19 protein-coding genes are annotated in these 18881 nt (G+C 45.6%); 3 read left to right on the top strand and 16 right to left on the bottom strand.

The genetic code is table 11. The annotated features are described in order from the left end of the window. Positions 1-108: 108 nt before the first annotated feature. Both tpx and OM978_RS14420 read left to right on the top strand, forming a co-directional pair. Positions 109-717 (top strand): thiol peroxidase, encoded by a 609-nt coding sequence (tpx, locus tag OM978_RS14415; protein ID WP_264342913.1) that lies wholly within the window; start codon positions 109-111, stop codon positions 715-717. Between the two features lie 123 nt (positions 718-840). After that, positions 841-1323, top strand: a complete 483-nt coding sequence (locus tag OM978_RS14420; protein WP_264342914.1) for an Hsp20 family protein — start codon at positions 841-843, stop codon at positions 1321-1323. Positions 1324-1337: 14 nt separating this feature from the next. Here OM978_RS14420 and OM978_RS14425 read toward each other — a convergent pair whose 3' ends face one another. From OM978_RS14425 to OM978_RS14490, 14 genes are all read right to left on the bottom strand, one after another. After that, a complete protein-coding gene (locus OM978_RS14425; protein ID WP_264342915.1) occupies positions 1338-2093 on the bottom strand; it encodes an alpha/beta fold hydrolase in 756 nt (251 codons plus the stop codon). Positions 2094-2096: 3 nt separating this feature from the next. After that, on the bottom strand, positions 2097-2477 hold the full coding sequence (locus OM978_RS14430) for an MAPEG family protein (protein ID WP_264342916.1): 381 nt from the start codon (positions 2475-2477) through the stop codon (positions 2097-2099). A gap of 148 nt (positions 2478-2625) precedes the next feature. Beyond that, positions 2626-3270, bottom strand: coding sequence for an adenylate kinase (gene adk / locus OM978_RS14435; RefSeq protein WP_264342917.1), 645 nt, complete (start codon positions 3268-3270; stop codon positions 2626-2628). Between the two features lie 466 nt (positions 3271-3736). Next, complete coding sequence (locus OM978_RS14440) at positions 3737-4447, bottom strand: DUF3379 domain-containing protein (protein WP_264342919.1); 711 nt, start codon at positions 4445-4447, stop codon at positions 3737-3739. After that, positions 4440-5003: a sigma-70 family RNA polymerase sigma factor gene (locus OM978_RS14445; protein WP_264342920.1), complete on the bottom strand. Its 564-nt coding sequence runs from the start codon at positions 5001-5003 to the stop codon at positions 4440-4442. Before OM978_RS14445 ends, OM978_RS14440 begins: the two co-directional genes overlap by 8 nt. A gap of 86 nt (positions 5004-5089) precedes the next feature. Next, positions 5090-5731, bottom strand: coding sequence for a DoxX family protein (locus tag OM978_RS14450; protein ID WP_264342921.1), 642 nt, complete (start codon positions 5729-5731; stop codon positions 5090-5092). A gap of 266 nt (positions 5732-5997) precedes the next feature. Then, a complete protein-coding gene (htpG, locus tag OM978_RS14455; protein ID WP_264342923.1) occupies positions 5998-7929 on the bottom strand; it encodes a molecular chaperone HtpG in 1932 nt (643 codons plus the stop codon). Positions 7930-8317: 388 nt separating this feature from the next. After that, positions 8318-8920: a recombination mediator RecR gene (gene recR / locus OM978_RS14460; RefSeq protein ID WP_264342925.1), complete on the bottom strand. Its 603-nt coding sequence runs from the start codon at positions 8918-8920 to the stop codon at positions 8318-8320. Between the two features lie 18 nt (positions 8921-8938). Further along, positions 8939-9274, bottom strand: coding sequence for a YbaB/EbfC family nucleoid-associated protein (locus OM978_RS14465; protein WP_264342926.1), 336 nt, complete (start codon positions 9272-9274; stop codon positions 8939-8941). A gap of 76 nt (positions 9275-9350) precedes the next feature. Continuing rightward, on the bottom strand, positions 9351-11663 hold the full coding sequence (gene dnaX / locus OM978_RS14470; protein ID WP_319633874.1) for a DNA polymerase III subunit gamma/tau: 2313 nt from the start codon (positions 11661-11663) through the stop codon (positions 9351-9353). Between the two features lie 59 nt (positions 11664-11722). Beyond that, positions 11723-12271, bottom strand: coding sequence for an adenine phosphoribosyltransferase (gene apt / locus OM978_RS14475; protein ID WP_264342927.1), 549 nt, complete (start codon positions 12269-12271; stop codon positions 11723-11725). Between the two features lie 272 nt (positions 12272-12543). Beyond that, positions 12544-13281 (bottom strand): DUF2063 domain-containing protein, encoded by a 738-nt coding sequence (locus tag OM978_RS14480; protein WP_264342928.1) that lies wholly within the window; start codon positions 13279-13281, stop codon positions 12544-12546. Between the two features lies 1 nt (position 13282). Continuing rightward, the gene (locus OM978_RS14485; protein WP_264342929.1) at positions 13283-14125 is read right to left on the bottom strand and encodes a DUF692 domain-containing protein; all 843 of its coding nucleotides are present in this window, start codon (positions 14123-14125) and stop codon (positions 13283-13285) included. A 52-nt stretch (positions 14126-14177) separates the two neighbouring features. After that, complete coding sequence (locus tag OM978_RS14490; RefSeq protein ID WP_264342931.1) at positions 14178-14495, bottom strand: hypothetical protein; 318 nt, start codon at positions 14493-14495, stop codon at positions 14178-14180. A 147-nt stretch (positions 14496-14642) separates the two neighbouring features. On the opposite strand from OM978_RS14490, the gene OM978_RS14495 reads away from it, so the two are divergent. Continuing rightward, a complete protein-coding gene (locus OM978_RS14495; RefSeq protein WP_264342932.1) occupies positions 14643-15014 on the top strand; it encodes a hypothetical protein in 372 nt (123 codons plus the stop codon). Here OM978_RS14495 and OM978_RS14500 read toward each other — a convergent pair. Both OM978_RS14500 and OM978_RS14505 read right to left on the bottom strand, forming a co-directional pair. After that, complete coding sequence (locus tag OM978_RS14500) at positions 15011-15973, bottom strand: class I SAM-dependent methyltransferase (RefSeq protein WP_264342933.1); 963 nt, start codon at positions 15971-15973, stop codon at positions 15011-15013. The two genes, OM978_RS14495 and OM978_RS14500, sit on opposite strands and share 4 nt — an antisense overlap. 84 nt (positions 15974-16057) lie before the next feature. After that, complete coding sequence (locus tag OM978_RS14505; RefSeq protein ID WP_264342934.1) at positions 16058-18664, bottom strand: TonB-dependent receptor plug domain-containing protein; 2607 nt, start codon at positions 18662-18664, stop codon at positions 16058-16060. Positions 18665-18881 lie beyond the last annotated feature (217 nt).

Here is an 18881-nt window from a genome sequence, read left to right on the forward strand (position 1 = left end):
GTCAGAAAGATGGCTCTGCGCTAACCCTGTGTAGTATCTGACAAAAAATAAGCAACACCTACTATTTTTTTCACTTTCAGCCGTATTACCAATCTGGGAGACATTTGAATGTCGTCAAATCTGATAAAAACCATCGTTTTTAGTTTAGCCCTGAGTCCAGCAGCCTGGGCTGTTGATTTAAATGCACAGTTGCCAAGCCGTTTATCCGAAGTAAAAGCCGGCAATAAGGCTGTCGAATTGCAAGGCCATCAGGTGCAGTTACAGCAACAGGCTCCAGATTTTCAGGTGGTGGACGAGAAGTTTAAAACTATCAAATTAAGCGATTTTAAAGGCAAAACTGTATTGATCAGCGTGGTGCCCAGTGTCGATACCGGCATTTGCTCGCTGCAAACCAAAAGATTTAATCAGGAAGTCAGCAAAGTGTCTGACAATGTGGTGATGATGACAATCTCTACCGACCTGCCCTTTGCACAAAAACGCTATTGCGCTCAGGAAAAAGTCGATCAGTTACTGGTGTTATCTGATGCGGTGTGGCGCGATTTTGGCAGTAATTACGGCTTATTAATTAAAGATATGGGCATTCTGGCTCGCGCCGTATTAATTATTGATGCGAAAGGGAATTTGGCCTATCAGCAGTTGGTTCCAGCCCTGGCACAAGAACCGGATTACGCACATAGCATGGCAGCCCTTGCGCAAATAACCGGCAAAAAATCTTAAATTCCCCTCTTGAAAACTCTCTAAGCGCACATATTAAGTAAGCAGGTGGCCATCCGGCACCTGCTTACATTGCTCGTTCATTTGAAGAGCAGAACAAATAAATCGCCTTAGAGGATTTTAAAAATGCATACAGTAGATTTCACCCCACTTTACCGTTCATTTATTGGTTTTGATCATTTAGCTAACCTGATGGACGCCGCTGCACGCAATGAGAAGCAGCCTGCTTATCCACCTTACAATATCGAAGTGACAGGTGAAGATCAGTATCGTATTACCATGGCTATAGCCGGCTTTGATGAAAACGAGCTGTCGATTGAAACTGAACACAACACTTTGCTGGTTCGTGGTCAGAAAGCCGATAAAACTGAAGGTCGCCGTTTCCTGCATCAGGGCATAGCAGAGCGTAACTTTGAACGTAAGTTCCAGCTGTCTGATTATATTAAAGTGACCGGCGCTCAGATGAGCCATGGCCTGTTGCATATTGAGCTGGTACGTGAAGTACCTGAAGCGTTAAAACCACGCAAAATCAGCATCAACCAACAGTCGACGGTTAAGGTTGAACCTCAACTGCTGAATGAGCATTTAGCCCAGGTGAGTAATGCTTAAGCCTGACAAGGCTTTTACTCATTAGCCTGAAGACGCTGAATAAACTCAAGCAGAACCGAATTCACCAGTTCTGCATCTGTAACGGGCCCCATGTGGCCCGTTTTTACTGTTTGGAACTCGACGCAAGGCAAAGCACCAGCCAGCATTGTCGCCAAACATTGCGCTGATAACTGGCTTTGCTCGCCACTTAACAGCAATACAGGACAGTGGATAGCTGTGGCGTAATCGGCAAGTGTTGCGGGCTCTCCACTTAAAGCTTCAAAATCAGCAGCCACTTTCCCCACTTGCGTTGTGAGTTTTTGTTGCATGACATCCGGCAAATGACTGAAGTACCCATCACCTTGCCAATAATCAATAAAAAGCTCTGCTGCGTCTTTTGGGTTTACATTCAGCATCTGCTGGCTTAACTGCTGCACCTGCTGATACAGAGCAGGTTCAGAGGCATTAAACAAATGAAAAGCCACAGGTTCAAACAATACTAAGGCTTTAAATAATTCTGGCCTTATGCGTGCCATATGCAAAGCGACTGCACCACCAAAGGAGTGGCCCATCAAAATCACAGAACCTGCAGGTTTTCCTTCGAGCAAAGGCCACAACTGGCTGACCTCATCAGCAAGTTGCATAGGTCTGGGGTAACTGCCTGTATTACTGCCATAACCCAACAGATCAGGATTCAGCACCTGATAATCGGCTTTCAGAGCCAGCTTCAAGCCCTGCCATTGGCGTCCACTGGAAAGCGAACTGTGCAGCATCAGAACCGTAGTTTGCATCTGTTACTTCGCCAGTAAAAACACTGCACCCACAATAAGTGCAGCGAAAGTCGAAATCATGCCTAAGAAACGAGGCACCGAAGTACCGCTGCTGCGCCACAAACCTATTGCATGCAGTACTCGTCCAGCTAAAGTTAAACCAGCCACCAGATGCAGTTGCCAGGCAGGGCTTTGTTGTAATTCCAGTAGCGCAACAAGAATAAGTAAAAACGGCACATATTCAGCAAAGTTGCCGTGCATCCGCACCGTCTGTAACAGCTGCGGTTCTTTACCTGTTCCCAGGCCAATTCTATGCTTAAAACGCTGGCGGATCACAAAACCAGCCAAGACAACATACAACAGTGCCAGAATAGCTGCGTAAAAAGAGGTAATAGCTAAAGTCACATTTATGCCCTTAAAGTTGTTGCAGAACTATCGACTGAAATATCCTGCGGAAGAGACTGAAGCTCATTGAATCCTTAGATCCACAGAAATCGCTACAGATTCCAATAAAAAGCCCACTCTAGGTGGGCTTCGATGAAACTGGAGTGGGTTAACCAAGCAAGGCTTCAAGTTTTGCACTGACTTGCTCAACTGGCAAGGTACCAACCATATAGTGGTACTGAGTGCGGCCCTGTTCGGCCTCTTGACGGTAATAACCAACCAGCAGTTCAGTCTGCTCGTGATAAATACCTAAACGCTTACGCACAGTTTCTTCTTTGTCGTCTTCACGGATCACTAAATCTTCGCCGGTCAGATCATCTTTACCATCCACTTTTGGCGGATTGTAGCTGACATGATAGACACGTCCTGAAGCAGGGTGCACACGACGGCCGCTCATACGCTCAACAATCACGTCATCCGGCACATCAAATTCAATCACATGATCAACCACCACGCCGTTAGCTTTCATGGCGTCAGCTTGTGGAATAGTGCGCGGAAAACCATCCAGTAAGAAGCCTTTAGCACAATCTTCTTTACTGATACGTTCTTTCACTAAACCAATAATTAAGTCATCAGACACAAGCTGGCCTGCATCCATCACCTGCTTGGCAGCCAGACCTAAAGCACTACCCTCTTTGATGGCAGCACGCAGCATGTCACCAGTCGAAATTTGTGGGATCCCATACTTGTTCATCAGAAACTGCGCCTGAGTTCCTTTACCAGCACCCGGGGCACCCAACAAAATAATACGCATACAAAGATCCTCAATTAACCTGGGATTGTTCCATTTGTTATAGGGGATGAATCTTTACATAATGTGCTTCATCAGACAAGAAGTTTGTCTGCTTGTCTTACCTGATCGACCGCAGTCAAGCCTACTTTGGTAGGATAACTTGCTACAACAGCCTATTGGGACATCTATAGAGCGGAAATACGACTAAAAGGAAAAAAAGTTGAATAAAGACAGTATGCTATTCGACTAAAGTGGTGCATTTTCACTGCGTTGCAGAGCAACTCCTACAACAAGGCGGCTGAGGTTAAATTGTGTAACTGCTGAAATAACAACCAGAGCAAAAATAAAGTAAATTATTGATTTATATAGATTAAAATCTACACAACATTTAAAACAATTAGCATAAATTGATTGAGATCAATAAAACAAAGAATTTTATAAAGAAAAGCTTCGGAAGCACACAAAGCACTCCGAAGCCCATTTTTTATCAGGCTTTAAATTGCAGGTTGTTCAGCAGTTGCCGTTCACCTTGTTGCAGTACTTCAGCTTTATCACTGACCATCACCAGAATAGCTTTATGGCTACTAATGCTGCGTCCCTGGTATTTGTCATCATGAAACTCCGCTTCATACTCCAATGAGTTCTCTTTGGGTACCACAAACACTGTCATCAGGCCTTGTTCTGTCTCCACAACCAGATGCAAAGAACGGGTGCCACGGAAGTTACAGAAGTTCGCATAAACTACAGCATGGCCATTTTCAACAAGGCTGGCATCAAACTCAGCCAATTTGGCGTTCACGTCGGACAGAGACAAAGCTGTATTCATATGCTGGATATAGGGTTCCTCGTGGTACACATGAGCAAGGGAGTTTTCGCCGAGGCTTTGCGAGCCATACAGAAAAAACGACCAGTTCAGTGCAAAACCTGCTAAAAACGCGACAGAAGCAGCTAACGCAACCAGATTCTGATAAAAACGCTTCTGCTGTTGTTGTTTGTGCTTGTGCTGTTGCATCAATAATGCATTTTCCAGAGTTTTTGGCACTGGTGGGCTTAACAACAGTTTGATGTGCTGATCCAACTCCAGTACATCCTGATGAAATTGCTGACTATCGGAGTCCTGCTGCAACTGCTGTTGTTGTTCAGAGGTCAAATGATAGGGATCAGTCAGCAAACGACGGCGAACTTCTAACTCATCCATTTTTTTGCTCCCTGACGCTTTCCTGGTTTAACAAATCCCGTAATTGTTTACGGGCGCGGAACAAACGGGTGTTTACTGTATTGAGATTCAGAGACAACAATTGCGCAATTTCGTCACCGCTAAAACCGCCGATAATTTGCAGGATCAAGGGTTCACTGTATTCAGGTTCCAGGCTCTCAATTTGCTTCAACAACTGCTGCTGTGAGTACAATTGCTCAGGACTCACCTGATGTTCGTCCAGCAGCAATTCCTGCTCTACTTCCTGATATTGAAACTGTTTACGTTCAAAACGTCGGGCATTTTCATTACGTAAAATAGTAAATAACCAGGCTTTGGCCGACGCTTCGTTTTGCAGCAAATCAATACTTTTCCAGGCTCGTAAATAAGTGTCTTGCACCAAGTCTTCAGCAACATCAGCACTACGGCAAATCCAGCAGCTGTAGCGGTATAAATCCGCATGATATAAACGCACCAGTTGCATATAACTGTGCTGGCGCTGCTCTTTCTCCGGCGTCTGCTTTTTTTCAGCCGCTTTATCAGTTGACCACCACTTCACATTCGTTGTCCTTGTAGGCAAGAGCGCCGTATCCGGTTTGGTTTCCGGTTGTGGCTGCTCACTATAGGACATAGACCGAAGAAAACTCAAGCTACAGTCTCCTGTGTTGTTGTCACTAAAACAGCTTTGCGACCTAGCCAATAATCCAGACTTAACCAACGCCCTGCCCCATAGACAACCAGCATCAGTAGCATTACAAAATAAGTCGCAGCAAATTCAATACCGTTATTGAGCACCACCAATTTGCCGCTGGAGATAAGCCAATCGTAGTCAGGCTGTTGCTGCAAAACCTCATTCGCTTTGGCGAGCTTCTTCGGGGCTGCCATCACAGCGTCATTTCGAAAAATAGTACCGTCGGCCAGCCAACTTGACGCATCGGCTATCGCCAGCCAGCCGTTTTTTGCATGCACTGTCAGCATAGCCACCAGCATAGTCATACTTAATCCCAAAGCAGTCAGTCGGGTGAATAACCCCAATAGCAAAGCTAAACCACCACCAAGTTCCAACAGAATCACTAAAGACAACATCAGCGCAGGAGCTGGTAAACCCAAACCCCAATCCGGGTTGGCGAACCAGCTTAAGGTACTGTCAAAGTTTTGCAGCTTAGTCCAGCCAGCCTGCATCATCACAGGGGTCAGATACAGCCGCAGCAATAACAAAGAAATAAAGTCCAGTAGCTGTAGTTGGGTCACTAGTTTTTGATAAAAGAGGATACTTTGTTGTATCACAATCAGGCTCCGCATCATGCTGTTGTGATAAGAGACAGGGGAATAGCGGGAAATCTTTCCTTTGTATATAAAAAATTACCCGGAGCAATTTTTAACAACGCGAAGCGTTGGCCAGAAAGGGTGAGCGCCATGGATGGCTGCGAATAAAAAATCGTCTGGAACGATTTTTAACAGCTTTAGCTGGCCCGAAAGGGTGAGCACCATGGATGGTGGCGAATAAAAAAGCCCCTGCAATAAGCAGAGGCTTTTTAAACTCAGAGTAAAACTTAAGCTTTTTTCGATAAATCCAGCAGCAGTGCGTTTAAGCGGCTGACAAAAGTCGCAGGATTTTTCAGGCTGCCACGCTCGGCTAATAAGGCCTGATCAAACAGTACTTCAGCCCATTGTTTAAACTGAATTTCGTCCTGCACATCGGCAATATGTTTCACCAATGCATGATCCGGGTTCAGTTCAAAAATAGGTTTCACGTCCGGCACTTTCTGGCCAACAGATTCCATCAGCTTCATCATCTGCGTGCTCATATCAAACTCGTCAGTGACAATACAAGCTGGGCTGTCTGTTAAGCGATGACTGGTTTTCACGGCTTTGACCTGATCACCTAAAGCTGTTTTAAAGCGTTGTGTCACAGCAGCAAATTGCTTTTCTGTTTCTTCCTGAGCTTTTTTGGTTTCTTCGTCATCCAGCTTGCTGATATCCAGGCCACCTTTGGCTATAGAACGCAGCTTTTTGCCTTCAAAATCAGTCAGGTGCTGCATTAACCACTCGTCAACACGATCGGATAACAACAGCACTTCGATGCCTTTCTTACGCAATACTTCTAAATGTGGACTATGTTTAGCGGCTTCGAAGCTATCAGCAACGATAAAATAAATTTCGTCCTGACCTTCTTTCATCCGGCTGGCATAAGCCTCTAAGCTGACCGTCTGATCGGCATTGTCGTTATGAGTCGAAGCAAAACGCAGCAGCTTAGCTATGCTGTCTTTATTGCCTGCATCTTCGGCCGGACCTTCTTTCATCACCTGACCAAACTCGTTCCAGAACGTCTGGTACTCGCTTTGATCTTCAGCTTTGGCCATTTTTTCCAGCATTTTTAAGACGCGAGAGGTACAGCCTTTGCGTAAACTTTGCGTCACCTTGGTATCCTGCAGAATTTCACGGGATACGTTCAGTGGTAAATCGCTGGAATCCAACACACCTTTAATAAAACGCAGGTAACTTGGCATAAACTGTTCAGCGTCATCCATAATAAATACACGCTGCACATACAATTTTAAGCCATGACGGGCTTCACGGTTCCACATATCAAAAGGTGCTTTTTTCGGCACAAACAATAAACTGGTGTAGTTGGTATTGCCTTCTACTTTGTTGTGAGTCCAGCTTAATGGCTCACTCCAGTCGTGCGAAATATGCTTGTAGAATTCCTGATATTCATTTTCAGTCACTTCAGATTTATCTCGCATCCAAAGCGCTGTAGCTTTGTTGACTGCTTTCCAGAACCCTGCAGTGGCAGGGATTTTTTCGCCCTCTTCGCCGTCTTGCTCTGGTGTACCTTCCTGATACATTTCAACCGGAATGCTGATATGGTCAGAGTACTTAGTGACAATAGACTCGACTTTCCACTGGTTTAAAAACTCAGTTTCTTCATCGCGTAAATGCAGAATGATTTCTGTACCACGGCTTGGTTTAACGATAGGCTCGATAGTGTATTCACCCTCGCCTGTCGATTCCCACTCAACAGCAGAATCAGCTGGCGCACCGGCTTTACGGGTTTTGACTGTCACTTTGTCTGCGACGATAAAAGCAGAATAGAAACCTACACCAAACTGACCAATCAGTTGAGAGTCTTTGCTTTGATCGCCTGAGAGCTGACCGAAAAATTCTTTAGTGCCGGATTTAGCGATAGTGCCTAAATGGCTAATCACTTCATCTTGCGTCATACCAATACCGTTGTCGCTGATAGTAATGGTCTTCGCTGCGTCATCCAGACTGATACGAACTCGTAACTCGCCGTCATTGTCATACAGGCTGCTGTCTGACAAAGCTAAAAAGCGCAGTTTATCAGCCGCGTCTGAGGCGTTGGATACCAGCTCGCGCAGGAAAATTTCTTTATTGGAATACAGCGAATGGATCATCAGCTGCAGAAGTTGTTTGACCTCGGCCTGAAAGCCGTGCTTTTGTTTTTGTACTGTTTCAGTCATATACAGCTCCTTATCTTTCGTGGAATGACTTTAAATGCAAAAGCGCCTATGCAAGGGCGTAGCGCCTTTCGAATTGTGCTGGCAAGGATATGGGTTTAATACCCACAAATATCAAGGGGAAAATAGCGGCAAATCAAAGAACAAAATGGAGGATCAGGCAATTGGAGAAAGAATAAGCTGTTATTTGGTAATGCAAGAGCTCAGCCAACAAGGTAACAGCTGCAAGGAACGAAGAGTCTGACCAAAGACATTGGAGTTGCAGCGCGACGGCAAGGGAAGTAGTCCCTAACATACATAGCTTACTATGCGATTAGGGCGACAGAGCGCAGCCAACAAAGCTGCGGCTTCAAGGGCGCAGCCAACAAAGCTGCGGCTTCAAGGGCGCAGGTCAGATGGGTTTGCGGCCACTAAAGGCGTGCGACAAGGTTGTCCCGTCCACATACTCTAAATCCCCCCCCACAGGCACACCGTGGGCGATACGGGAGACATTAACCTGATACTTTTTACACTGCTCGGCAATGTAATAAGCAGTGGCATCGCCTTCTACAGTCGGATTGGTTGCTAATATCACTTCCTGCACTGAACCTGTACCCAGCTGCTTTTGCAGTAAATCCAGACCCAATTCAGAGGGACCTATGCCATCAAGTGGCGACAACTGGCCCTGCAAGACAAAATAACGACCTTTAAACTGGCCTGTTTGCTCTATGGCAAACTGATCAGAAGACGAAGCAACAATACAAAGGCTTTGACTGTCGCTGCGTCTTGGGTCTGAGCAAATAGCACATAAATCAGTTTCGCAAAAAGTACGGCACTGCTGGCAATGCCCTACTTTATCCATCGCCACAGCCAAAGCCTTCGACAACTGCACAGCCCCAGAGCGGTTGCGTTCCAGCAACTGCAGGGCAATACGTTGTGCCGACTTAGGACCAACGCCTGGCAATATACGCAATGCGTCGATCAGTTGCTGCAACAATGGGCTAAATTTGCTCATAGTGGATCAAATCACCACTTAAAACGGCATCTTAAAACCAGGAGGTAATTGCATACCACCGGTCACAGAAGCCATTTTAGCTTTGTTATTTTCTTCAACACGGCGTACCGCATCGTTGATAGCTGCAGCAACTAAGTCTTCAACCATTTCTTTGTCATCCTGCATCAGACTGTCGTCGATGCTGACACGGCGTACATTGTGGTTGCCTGTCATGGTGACTTTCACCAAACCTGCACCCGACTCGCCTGTGACTTCCAGATTAGCCAATTCCTGCTGGGCCTTTTGCATTTTATCCTGCATGGCTTGCGCCTGCTTCATGATATTGCCTAAACCGCCACCACCACCTTTGAACATAACTGTACTCTCTTTAAAAATGACTCGATTAAACTGGCGACAAGATAATGACTTGAGCCCCAAAATACAAGACGAATTAGTTGACGATAATACTATCGGCGACTATTTCCGCCCCAAACTCTTTTTGCAGTTGAACCACCCATGGATCCTGCTGCAGCAACTGCTCTACATAAACCAGACGTTCCTGCTCAATACGCTGCTGAATAGCCACAGGGCAAGTCTCTACCCAAGGCTGATACTGAATATCCAGCTGAACCGCTTTATGAAAGGCCTGACTCAGCTCTTTGACAATTTCAGCACGGAATTTTTCTTTGTCCAGATGCTGCTGGCTTTGACAGACCAGCAACTGCACAGTGTCTCCTGCCCAACTAATGCAACTGTGCAGCAGATACAAACGCAATAATCCACCTAAATTCAGGCTATCGACTAAAGCAGCCCACTCATCGACCTGAGCGGCAAGGCGCACTGAGAAGTTCTCGGCGGTAATCACACCATCAAAACGATACTGTGCTTTCGCTTCTGGCGCCGCTGCAACTGATTGTGGTTCTGGCACAGGTTCAGATTGATGTTGCTGCTGAAATTCCTGCCAGGCCCAGTCGGCCGCAAAATCGGCATCCTCTGTTGGTATATCTGAAGGATCAGATTCATCCGGATAAGGGGACATTGCCGGTTCTGACTGTTCTGGCAGTTCTGGCAGTTCTGGCAGTTCTGGCAGTTCTGGCAGTTCTGGCAGTTCTGGCGCGGCAGCAGGTATAACCGGACTGTGCTGAATAACAGCAGGAGAGCGCTGAGGCTCATTGGCTTGCTGCGATACCAGTGGCTGCGCTTGCTGCGATACCAGTGGCTGCGCTTGCTGCTGTAACACAGGCTGCTGTTGTAATACGGGCTGCTGAACTGCAGCTGGAGCAGCTTGTGCTCTTTGTATAGCAGCAGGCTCTGCAGCCTTGGCTACAGCAGCAACTGGTTCAGACTTTTTTTCGCTCTGAGTCTCCACTGCCCTATCAGCGCTCACGTTATCCGCTTTAATACCGCGGCGCGCCAGAATAGAAGCGGCTATACCAGCGGGAGCTGATGTCTGTGCAACAGCAGCCACAGCTTCTGTTGCAACATGCTGCTCTGGGGGGATTTCGACTGCGACTTCAGGCTCTGATGGCAATGACTCTGCCATTTGAGGCACAAGCTCAGGCTCTTTAGCTGGAGCTGCCGTTTCAGGCAAATTAAACTTAGCTTTGAGTTCAGCCGCATGCGAGACAGGAGTTGAAGCGCGCATCGCAGGAGAAGTGTCAGCAGCACCTGGCACAAAAGCCACAGCACGTAATAACGCCATTTCCAGACCAATACGTGGCTCTGGTGCAAAGGCTAATTCTTTTTTACCGGAAATCAGTAACTGATAAAACAGCTGTAACTGCTCAGGGCTTTGCTGCTCTGCTAATTGCTGCACAAAAGCACTGTGATCTGTGACTAAATCAGCCGCCTGCCAGTTAAACTGACTTAAAGCCGCTAAATGCAGTAAGGCCAGCATATCATCCAGCACATGGGCAAAATGACTGTGTTGCTGCACTAATTGATCCAGATGCTGTTTCAGCGCAGCTAAATCGCGGTTAATTACAGCCGCTAATAAAAGCTCAGCCCACTGCTGCTCCAGATACCCCAGCATATCACGCACCAGAGGCACTGTGATATTGGAATTACTTTGGGCAATGGCTTGGTCAGTCAGGCTTAACGAATCGCGTAAACTGCCTTTGGCAGCGCGGGCTAACAAAGCTAAAGCATCTTCGGCGGCCGGAATACCTTCCTGCGCCAATACATAAGATAAGTGCTGTTTAATTTGTTCCGGGCTTAACGCCTTTAAGCTGAACTGCAAACAACGGGATAACACTGTGACAGGCAGCTTTTGTGGGTCAGTAGTCGCCAGCAGAAACTTCACATGTGGCGGCGGTTCTTCCAGAGTTTTCAAAAGTGCATTAAAGCTGTGGCGCGACAGCATATGCACTTCGTCTATTAAGTAGACTTTATAACGGCCGCGGCTTGGCGCGTATTGCACGTTATCGAGTAAATCTCGGGTGTCTTCTACTTTAGTGCGGGAGGCAGCGTCAATTTCTAACAAATCAACAAAAAAGCCTTGATCAATTTCAACGCAAGCGCTGCAGACTCCACAAGGTGTGGAGGTCACACCTGTTTCGCAGTTTAAACTTTTGGCAAAAATACGGGCTATGGTGGTTTTACCGACACCACGGGTGCCGGTAAACAAATAGGCATGATGTAATCTGTTGTGATTCAGCGCATTGGTCAGCGCTGTTTTCACATGATCCTGGCCGACCAGTTGACCAAAATGTTGCGGTCGCCATTTTCTCGCCAGTACCTGATAACTCATGCGACCTGTGTCCACCTATGTCTTCTTGCCAGTACTTGATAACTCATGCCACCTGCGCCTGTGTTTTATTGTAATTAATCGCCTGCAAATTCAACCAGACTGTAAAGGTTTAACCCAAGCTTTTCTAAACGCGCTTGTCCGCCTAAGTCCGGCAGATTTACTACAAAAGCGGCGTCTGTCGCTTTGCCACCTAAGCGCTCTACTAAACTGGTTGTAGCAGCAATAGTACCACCTGTAGCCAATAAGTCATCCACTAACAGCACCTTATCTCCGGCCACTATAGCGTCTTTATGAATTTCCAGCGTGTCTTCACCGTATTCCAGCTGATAAGACTGGGCAATACGTTCACGTGGCAATTTTCCCGGTTTACGCACTGGCACAAAAGGTAATCCCATCGCATAAGCTAAAGGTGCACCAAAAATAAAACCGCGGGATTCAGTACCAACAATCTTAGTAAAACCTTTGCCCTGATACTGCTGTTTGAAGGCATCAATCACCTTCGCAAACGCATCGGCATCCAGCATCAGACTGGTGACGTCACGAAATAAAATACCTGGCTTTGGATAGTCAGGCACAGCTTTGATCACCTGACTTAATAAAGCGGAAAGAGATTCTGTAGTCATTCTCAGAGCCCTGATTTTAAAATAATAAATAACGTCGGGCAAAAACAGCACGACTTAAAATAGATAAAAAAACCGCCACAAGGCGGTTTTTTTATCACTCGCAATAGCTTAGCTGAAAAAGCGAACCCAGCTGATAATTGGAGGAAGGCATAAGCACGCCAAAAAGGCGACAATCAGTAAAACTAACTGGACTATGCCAAAAGATTCTTTAAAATTTTCGTCTGCCATAATGCGAACTCATTCACTCAAAAGGTGGGACATGGTAATGAATTTTAGCCAGCTTGAAAAGCATGCACTATGCCTTTCTCTGCAAAATTTAGCAGTATTTGCTCTGCACCTGACAATAACTGAGTAGGATCCAGTTGTGGCACGTAAGGCGATAACTGCTCCACCAGTTCAGTCAGGGTCAAACCTGGCTGTTGTGCCAATACCTGCAACAACAAAGTCGTCAGTTGATTTAACGCGATAAATTTTACTTCGTCATCAGAATTGCGATGGATCAGTAAAAAACTGGCTTCGGCTTCTGTGGGCTGAAACTCAACACAAATTTTATGCACTGGATACTGATAGGCCTGAACTGATGCAAGCTCAGACAACTGCAGTGCCTGCTGTTTTAGATCCATCACTGCAAGGCCTGCTTCCCCCTTACGAGTTGCCAATTCCAGCTCCAGCCACTCGTAATGTGCCAATTCCAACATAAAAACAGGGTCATCGGCCTGAGCCTCGTAGTGGTCCTGCAAAAAATCTAAAAAACTCATGGCAATGGATAAAAAGAATGGACTCTCACAGCGATAGCCGGCGAAAAACAGCTGTAAACGCTGCTCCCATACCTGCTCTGTGTACAAAGATTTCAACACAGGAAAAGCACTGCTGACAAAACCCGAAACATTGTTAAACAATAACTCCCGATACACATCCAGGCGCTCCTGATCGACATCTGCAGGCTTCTCGTTTTGTTGTGGAGAGCGTAAATAAGCAACGAACTGATGTTGAACCTGTTGAAATTTCATATCAGGCCCTTAACTTCATAGGATCATTCGGCTGCAGGCGACGAATATGCGCCAGCTCTAGTTGCAGTTGCTGCATATCCGGAATATTAAAATCCCGTTCCAGCAAAGTCGGAAACAGACCATGATGCTGATAAGCTTCAGATAATAAAGCCCAGACCGGATCAGACACATCAGCACCGTGGGTATCAATCAATAAGCTGTCATGTTGGCGGTAATGCCCAGCGACATGACCATAGGCAATACGTTGTGTTGGCAGTCCTTTTAAGAACGCCAGAGCATCATAGCTGTGATTGACAGAATTAACGTAAATGTTATTCACATCTAACAGCAGCTTACAGTCGGCCAACTCTAACACCGCATTGGTAAATTCAAGCTCCGTTAATTCCTGGCCAGGCGCTGCATAATAAGAGACGTTTTCGACGACCAACGGCTGCTCAAGAATATCCTGCACCATACGTATACGGTCAGCCACATAAACAGCGGCTTCTTCGGTGAAAGGAATAGGTAATAAATCGTACAGATGCCCTGCTGCAGAACAATAGCTTAAGTGCTCACTGTAGAGCTTAATCTGATGCTCTTTTAAAAAGGCTTTGATTTGACGAACAAAATCCAGATCTAATGGATCAGGGCTACCTAAAGACAAAGACAAACCATGACAGATAAAAGGATAACGTTCAGTGAGCTGGCGAAATTTTTTCTGGTAGGTACCGCCATAAGGTAACCAGTTTTCTGGCGCCACTTCAAAAAAATCGATACTTGCTTGTTGCTGCTCTAATACAGCACTCAACATTTCTCGTCTCAGGCCTAAGCCCACGTGAGAAGCAGCTAAACCAAAATCAGACATAAAGTCTCCTGAAAGCAGTCAGCCTGCGAGTGCAGGCTGACTATCTGTAGTACTACGCAGCGCCACCGCACTTGCCTTCCCCACATTTAGCTTCTTTAGTTTTTTCTTTGTCTTTAGCGTCTTTTTTATCGCCGCCACATTTACCTTCACCACATTTAGCTTCTTTGTCTTTCGCTTTGTCTTCACCGCACTTGGCTTCTTTATCTTTGGCTTTGTCAGCACCACAAGAAGCTTCAGCGGACGCTAACTGGTAACCCGCATTCAGCTGTTCAGCAGAAAAAGGATTCGCATTTGCGCTTAAGCTCAGCGTAGCTAAAGAACCCAGCACTAAAGCACTGACGGCAACAGCAGTAGTTTTATTTGATTTCATAACGATGTTCCTTGTGGTTGCATTAAGTTGCATTGAGTAGACCTGCCCGGACACAAAAAAATTTCAGCACTTCGCTTTTTATTGATATAAATCAGGATAAGCAAAGACTCGCTGCTGCAGACTATAGTAATAAACGGGGAGTCGCAGATGCAAACTAAAGATCAGAAGCCGCTGAAAATCAAACTGGAGGCTGAACTCGCTCAACTAAGTCATGACATAATCACTGTCGTCACAGCGTCAAATCAGGAGGATTACAGCCAATTACGCCTTCTGTTGCTGACTCAGCCTCAAAGCCTTTGGCCTGAGCTTCTTGAAGGAAAAAGTTGTGGCATTCTCAAACAAAAGCAGCACCGACTGGAACAAGTACTGGCTGCTTTAGGTCAGTTTCAGATGGGGCTATTTGGCCTCTGTGCCCAATGCGACAGCGCCATAAGCCCTGAAGCACTGAACCATGACCCGGCAACTTTGCTTTGTGATCAATGCCTGAGTCAGAAAAGAAACGGAGTTAACATCAGCTAATCCACTTTAGTCATATTCAAAGCCCAGCCATACAAGCCTTCTGACGTATAAAAGGGCTCGATCTGAACCTGCTGCCATTCTAATGCCGACAACTGAGCTTTAAGTTGCAGTACTTGAGATTCAGACCAACAGCAGTCTTTCTGCTCAGTTAATCTAAGCTTGTAACTCACTAATGATTGCTCCAAAGCTGTCATTTTTAACAACGCACCTGGCTGTAAGTTAGTGAGTAATGGAATAAAGTCGGCAGCAAAAGCGTTAAACCAGGCTTCATTGTTGCTGTTTATACAGTGTTGATAGAACTGCTGCACTTTTGCAATCAACTGCTGATTCAAAGCAGAAAAATGCACATCTGTTTTTAGCATCACTGCTTGTTTTATTTTTTGCTCAGCATACTCAAGTACTGAACAAGCGTCCTGAGTTAAAGTCAGCTGCACTAACACCATATCCAACAACTTAAGGCTGTTGTCTGTATCTTTAGATATAAAAGAGTTTGCATGATGTACCATGGCCTGAAAATGCCCGCCAGGTTTGAGTACCCGAAAAACTTGCTGAAATGCAGGCATAACCTGAGCATACTCAAAACCGAATTGGCTGACTGCTAAAGTAAAATAATCGGCTACAAAAGGCAGTTGTTCCGTTTGTGCTTTTGGATAAAAATTAATTTTTTGAAGAAGAGCAACCAATTCAGGCTGAGATGAAAAATGCCTGACCGGATTTATATCTGCCGCATCCGTCGCGTAAACTTCACCTTGTACACTATGTTCATTCAGATAACTCTGGGCTGCAACGGCTAAAGAACCATTGCCAGTTGCAATATCAAGAATTTTACCCGCTGAATAATACCGGCTAAAACAGGACAGCCAAAACTGTTCAACCTCATCTTTGTAACCCGTGCTGTGGTGATCAACAAAACTATTCAGACTATGTGTGGTTTGCCAATACTGATCCCAATGGTGCATTGAGTTGATCCTCGTTGAGCTTTTGCCAAATCTTGGTTAAAAAAAAAGCGGAACCTAAGTTCCGCTTTTTATCAACTTAACTTATTAGAAGTTTTGTTGGAACTTCACATATGCAATGCGACCGTAGGCATCGTATAAGTTGAAGTTGTAGCTACGACCGTCGAATGGGATCAACTCAGGTTCTTTTGCAAACACGTTCTGAGCACCGATAGAGATTTTAGTGCCAGTGCTGAAAGAGTAACCAGCTTGAACGTCATGAGTTACCCACGTAGGAACGTGACCAGTTTTACTGAATCCGCCACCTGCAATAGGTTCAACATCAATGTACTGGTCGCCGATTAAGTTCAGGTTCCACGCGAAGTCAAAGTCGTTCAGTGAGTAAGTGTGGTTCAGAGTCGCACGACGCTGAGGTTCACCCATATCTTTCACTGTGTTACGACCACCATCAACTACGCTGTCAATACGGTGAGTAACTTGTAACGCTTGGTTGATACGACCATAAGAGCCAAAATCAAAGTTAGTGTTTACGTTTAAGTCAACACCGCTGATAGCCCATTCACCTTCGTTAGCATAACCCTGAGTGATCAGGTCGATGCCGCCGTTTGCTAAACGAGAAACACCTAAGCCAGCTGGGATTGGGTCGCCAGTTTGCTCACGAGTTAACAGAGTTTCTGCACCGAAGAAACGGATCAGGTTTTTGATTTTGATTTTGATATCATAGTAGTCAACAGAGAAGTTTAACCAGTCTGTTGGTTGATACGCAGCACCGATAGACAGCTGCTCAGATTCTTCTGAACTGATAGCTGGGTTCGCCATAGTGACAGCGCTAACCTGAACATCACAACCAGCGGCTAAGCCGAAGTTGATACAAGTTGGATCATCGCTGACAGTTGGGTTATCAGACGATGGTTTCTGAGTCAGGATATCCAGTGTTGGAGCACGGAAACCTTCACCATAAGAAGCACGTAATACTAAATCTTCCAGCGCATCCCAACGGAAAGATACTTTTGGAGAGAAGTCATTACCGTAGTCTGAGTATTTATCGTAACGACCTGCAACAGTCATCTCCAGACCTTCCAGCAATGGAACTAAAGTCTCAAGATAAGCTGATTTCAGATCACGGTCGCCACCAGCTGAGTTACCAGAAGAACCACCTACTACACCAGCTTCAGACAATGCGTCATATAAGTCAGCGTAAGTTTCTTTACGGTATTCAGCACCAACTACAGCCTGGATAGTACCAGCAGACAGTTCAACTACATCAAACGCAGCAGAAGCAAAAGCTTCTTCCTGGTCAAATTTACCGATACGGCTGGTTGTTACGTTAAAGCCACTTAACATTTTTGCGTAAGCTTCACGATCAGCATCTGTAGTGAAACGCTCACCAAACGGGTCATTTACCATGTAGTCGCCGCTGTCGATTGCAGCACGGGCAGCTGAACCTAACAGGTAACCACGACCAATTTCATAGGTTTTAGATTGGTTTTTACGTACACCAAAATCTAAGTCAACTTCACCAACAGTACCAGCTGCGCCTACTAAGAAGTCAGTAGTCCAGTTATCTACTTCGTTATCACGGTTGCCGATAGCAGCAAAACGGTGACGGAACTGAACTTCTGTATTGGCACCATTTGCCGCATCATAGAATGGGCTTAATGGGTTAGTTGGGTTGTTTGGGCTATCAGCAGACATAAATGCAGCTTCGCCAGCATCGTTTAATGATGGAGCATAACGACCAAACGACTTAGTTTTAGCAACTAATGTATGAGAGAAAATTTTCCAATCATCGTTGATTTGGTATTCAGCTTTTACGAAACCTGAAGTGTTGCTTGTTGAAGCTTCGTTCGCGTTAGTTGCGTTGAAGTTATAAGCACACAGACCGCTTGGTAAAGTGTAAAAGTTTTCGATGCCATTACACTCAGCTTCAGAAACAATTGATGTAAAACCAGCTGGTGATAACCAGTTATTACCGAAGCTTGAAGCACCTGGTTGAACCCATTTGTAATCACGTTCGAAAATGATGTCACGGCTGTTCCATGATACACCACCGATTACAGAAGCTTTGTCACTTGAAGAACCAAATACTGCAGAACCTTCTTCACGGTCGCCGCCATCATCTGGCAGACTGACTGTTGAAGCGCCCATACGGAATTCAGCACCGTTAAAATCTTTACGGGTGATGATGTTGATAACACCACCGATAGCGTCAGAACCGTATACTGCTGATGCACCGTCAGACAGAATTTCAATACGCTCTACCGCAGCCATAGGGATAGAGTTTAAGTCCTGAGAGTTACCAGTTGATGGTGATTTTGGTAAACGACGACCGTCAACTAAGATCAGTGAACGTTCAGCGCCTAAACCACGTAAGTCAACCTGGGAAATACCCTGAGCTGAACTACCTGATTGTGGGCGGAAAGAACCTGATGAGTTAAATGTAGTATTACGCAGTAAGTCAGATACAGAAGTTTGACCTGAGAAATCGATAGCAGCACGGTCGATTACAGTTACAGGTACAGCGCCTTCTAAATCAGTACGTTTGATACGAGAACCAGTAACTTCAATACGTTCTACGTCTTTTGCTTCTTCAGCGTCCTGTGCATTAACAGCACCAGTGAAAACAGCTGCAGAGGCGGCACCAAAAGCAACGGCTAAACGAACTGCTTTTGACAATTTATTATTTGTAAACATGTTTTTTCTCCCTGGACCACTATCTAGTGATTCTATTTTTACGATGACCAACCTTTGCGGCGATTGGAACTCCGAACTTTTCGCAATCGAGGTGGACCCCGAAAACAACGACCCGATAATAAACGCAATTTTTCAGCGTGGTCAACAGCTTTTACGGAACAAATTTGATCTGCTGTTGTCAACGAGTCCGACACCCCCCTATTTTTAAGCTATAAAA

The sequence above is a fragment of the Rheinheimera sp. MM224 genome, assembly GCF_947090785.1.
Lineage (GTDB): Bacteria > Pseudomonadota > Gammaproteobacteria > Enterobacterales > Alteromonadaceae > Pararheinheimera.

Excerpts from the sequence above, each read along its gene's own strand:
- tpx (WP_264342913.1), top strand. The coding sequence starts at position 109 with ATGTCGTCAAATCTGATAAAAACCATCGTTTTTAGTTTAGCCCTGAGT.
- OM978_RS14420 (WP_264342914.1), top strand. The coding sequence starts at position 841 with ATGCATACAGTAGATTTCACCCCACTTTACCGTTCATTTATTGGTTTT.
- OM978_RS14425 (WP_264342915.1), bottom strand. The coding sequence starts at position 2,093 with ATGCAAACTACGGTTCTGATGCTGCACAGTTCGCTTTCCAGTGGACGC.
- adk (WP_264342917.1), bottom strand. The coding sequence starts at position 3,270 with ATGCGTATTATTTTGTTGGGTGCCCCGGGTGCTGGTAAAGGAACTCAG.
- OM978_RS14440 (WP_264342919.1), bottom strand. The coding sequence starts at position 4,447 with ATGGATGAGTTAGAAGTTCGCCGTCGTTTGCTGACTGATCCCTATCAT.
- htpG (WP_264342923.1), bottom strand. The coding sequence starts at position 7,929 with ATGACTGAAACAGTACAAAAACAAAAGCACGGCTTTCAGGCCGAGGTC.
- recR (WP_264342925.1), bottom strand. The coding sequence starts at position 8,920 with ATGAGCAAATTTAGCCCATTGTTGCAGCAACTGATCGACGCATTGCGT.
- OM978_RS14465 (WP_264342926.1), bottom strand. The coding sequence starts at position 9,274 with ATGTTCAAAGGTGGTGGTGGCGGTTTAGGCAATATCATGAAGCAGGCG.
- apt (WP_264342927.1), bottom strand. The coding sequence starts at position 12,271 with ATGACTACAGAATCTCTTTCCGCTTTATTAAGTCAGGTGATCAAAGCT.
- OM978_RS14480 (WP_264342928.1), bottom strand. The coding sequence starts at position 13,281 with ATGAAATTTCAACAGGTTCAACATCAGTTCGTTGCTTATTTACGCTCT.
- OM978_RS14485 (WP_264342929.1), bottom strand. The coding sequence starts at position 14,125 with ATGTCTGATTTTGGTTTAGCTGCTTCTCACGTGGGCTTAGGCCTGAGA.
- OM978_RS14490 (WP_264342931.1), bottom strand. The coding sequence starts at position 14,495 with ATGAAATCAAATAAAACTACTGCTGTTGCCGTCAGTGCTTTAGTGCTG.
- OM978_RS14495 (WP_264342932.1), top strand. The coding sequence starts at position 14,643 with ATGCAAACTAAAGATCAGAAGCCGCTGAAAATCAAACTGGAGGCTGAA.
- OM978_RS14500 (WP_264342933.1), bottom strand. The coding sequence starts at position 15,973 with ATGCACCATTGGGATCAGTATTGGCAAACCACACATAGTCTGAATAGT.
- OM978_RS14505 (WP_264342934.1), bottom strand. The coding sequence starts at position 18,664 with ATGTTTACAAATAATAAATTGTCAAAAGCAGTTCGTTTAGCCGTTGCT.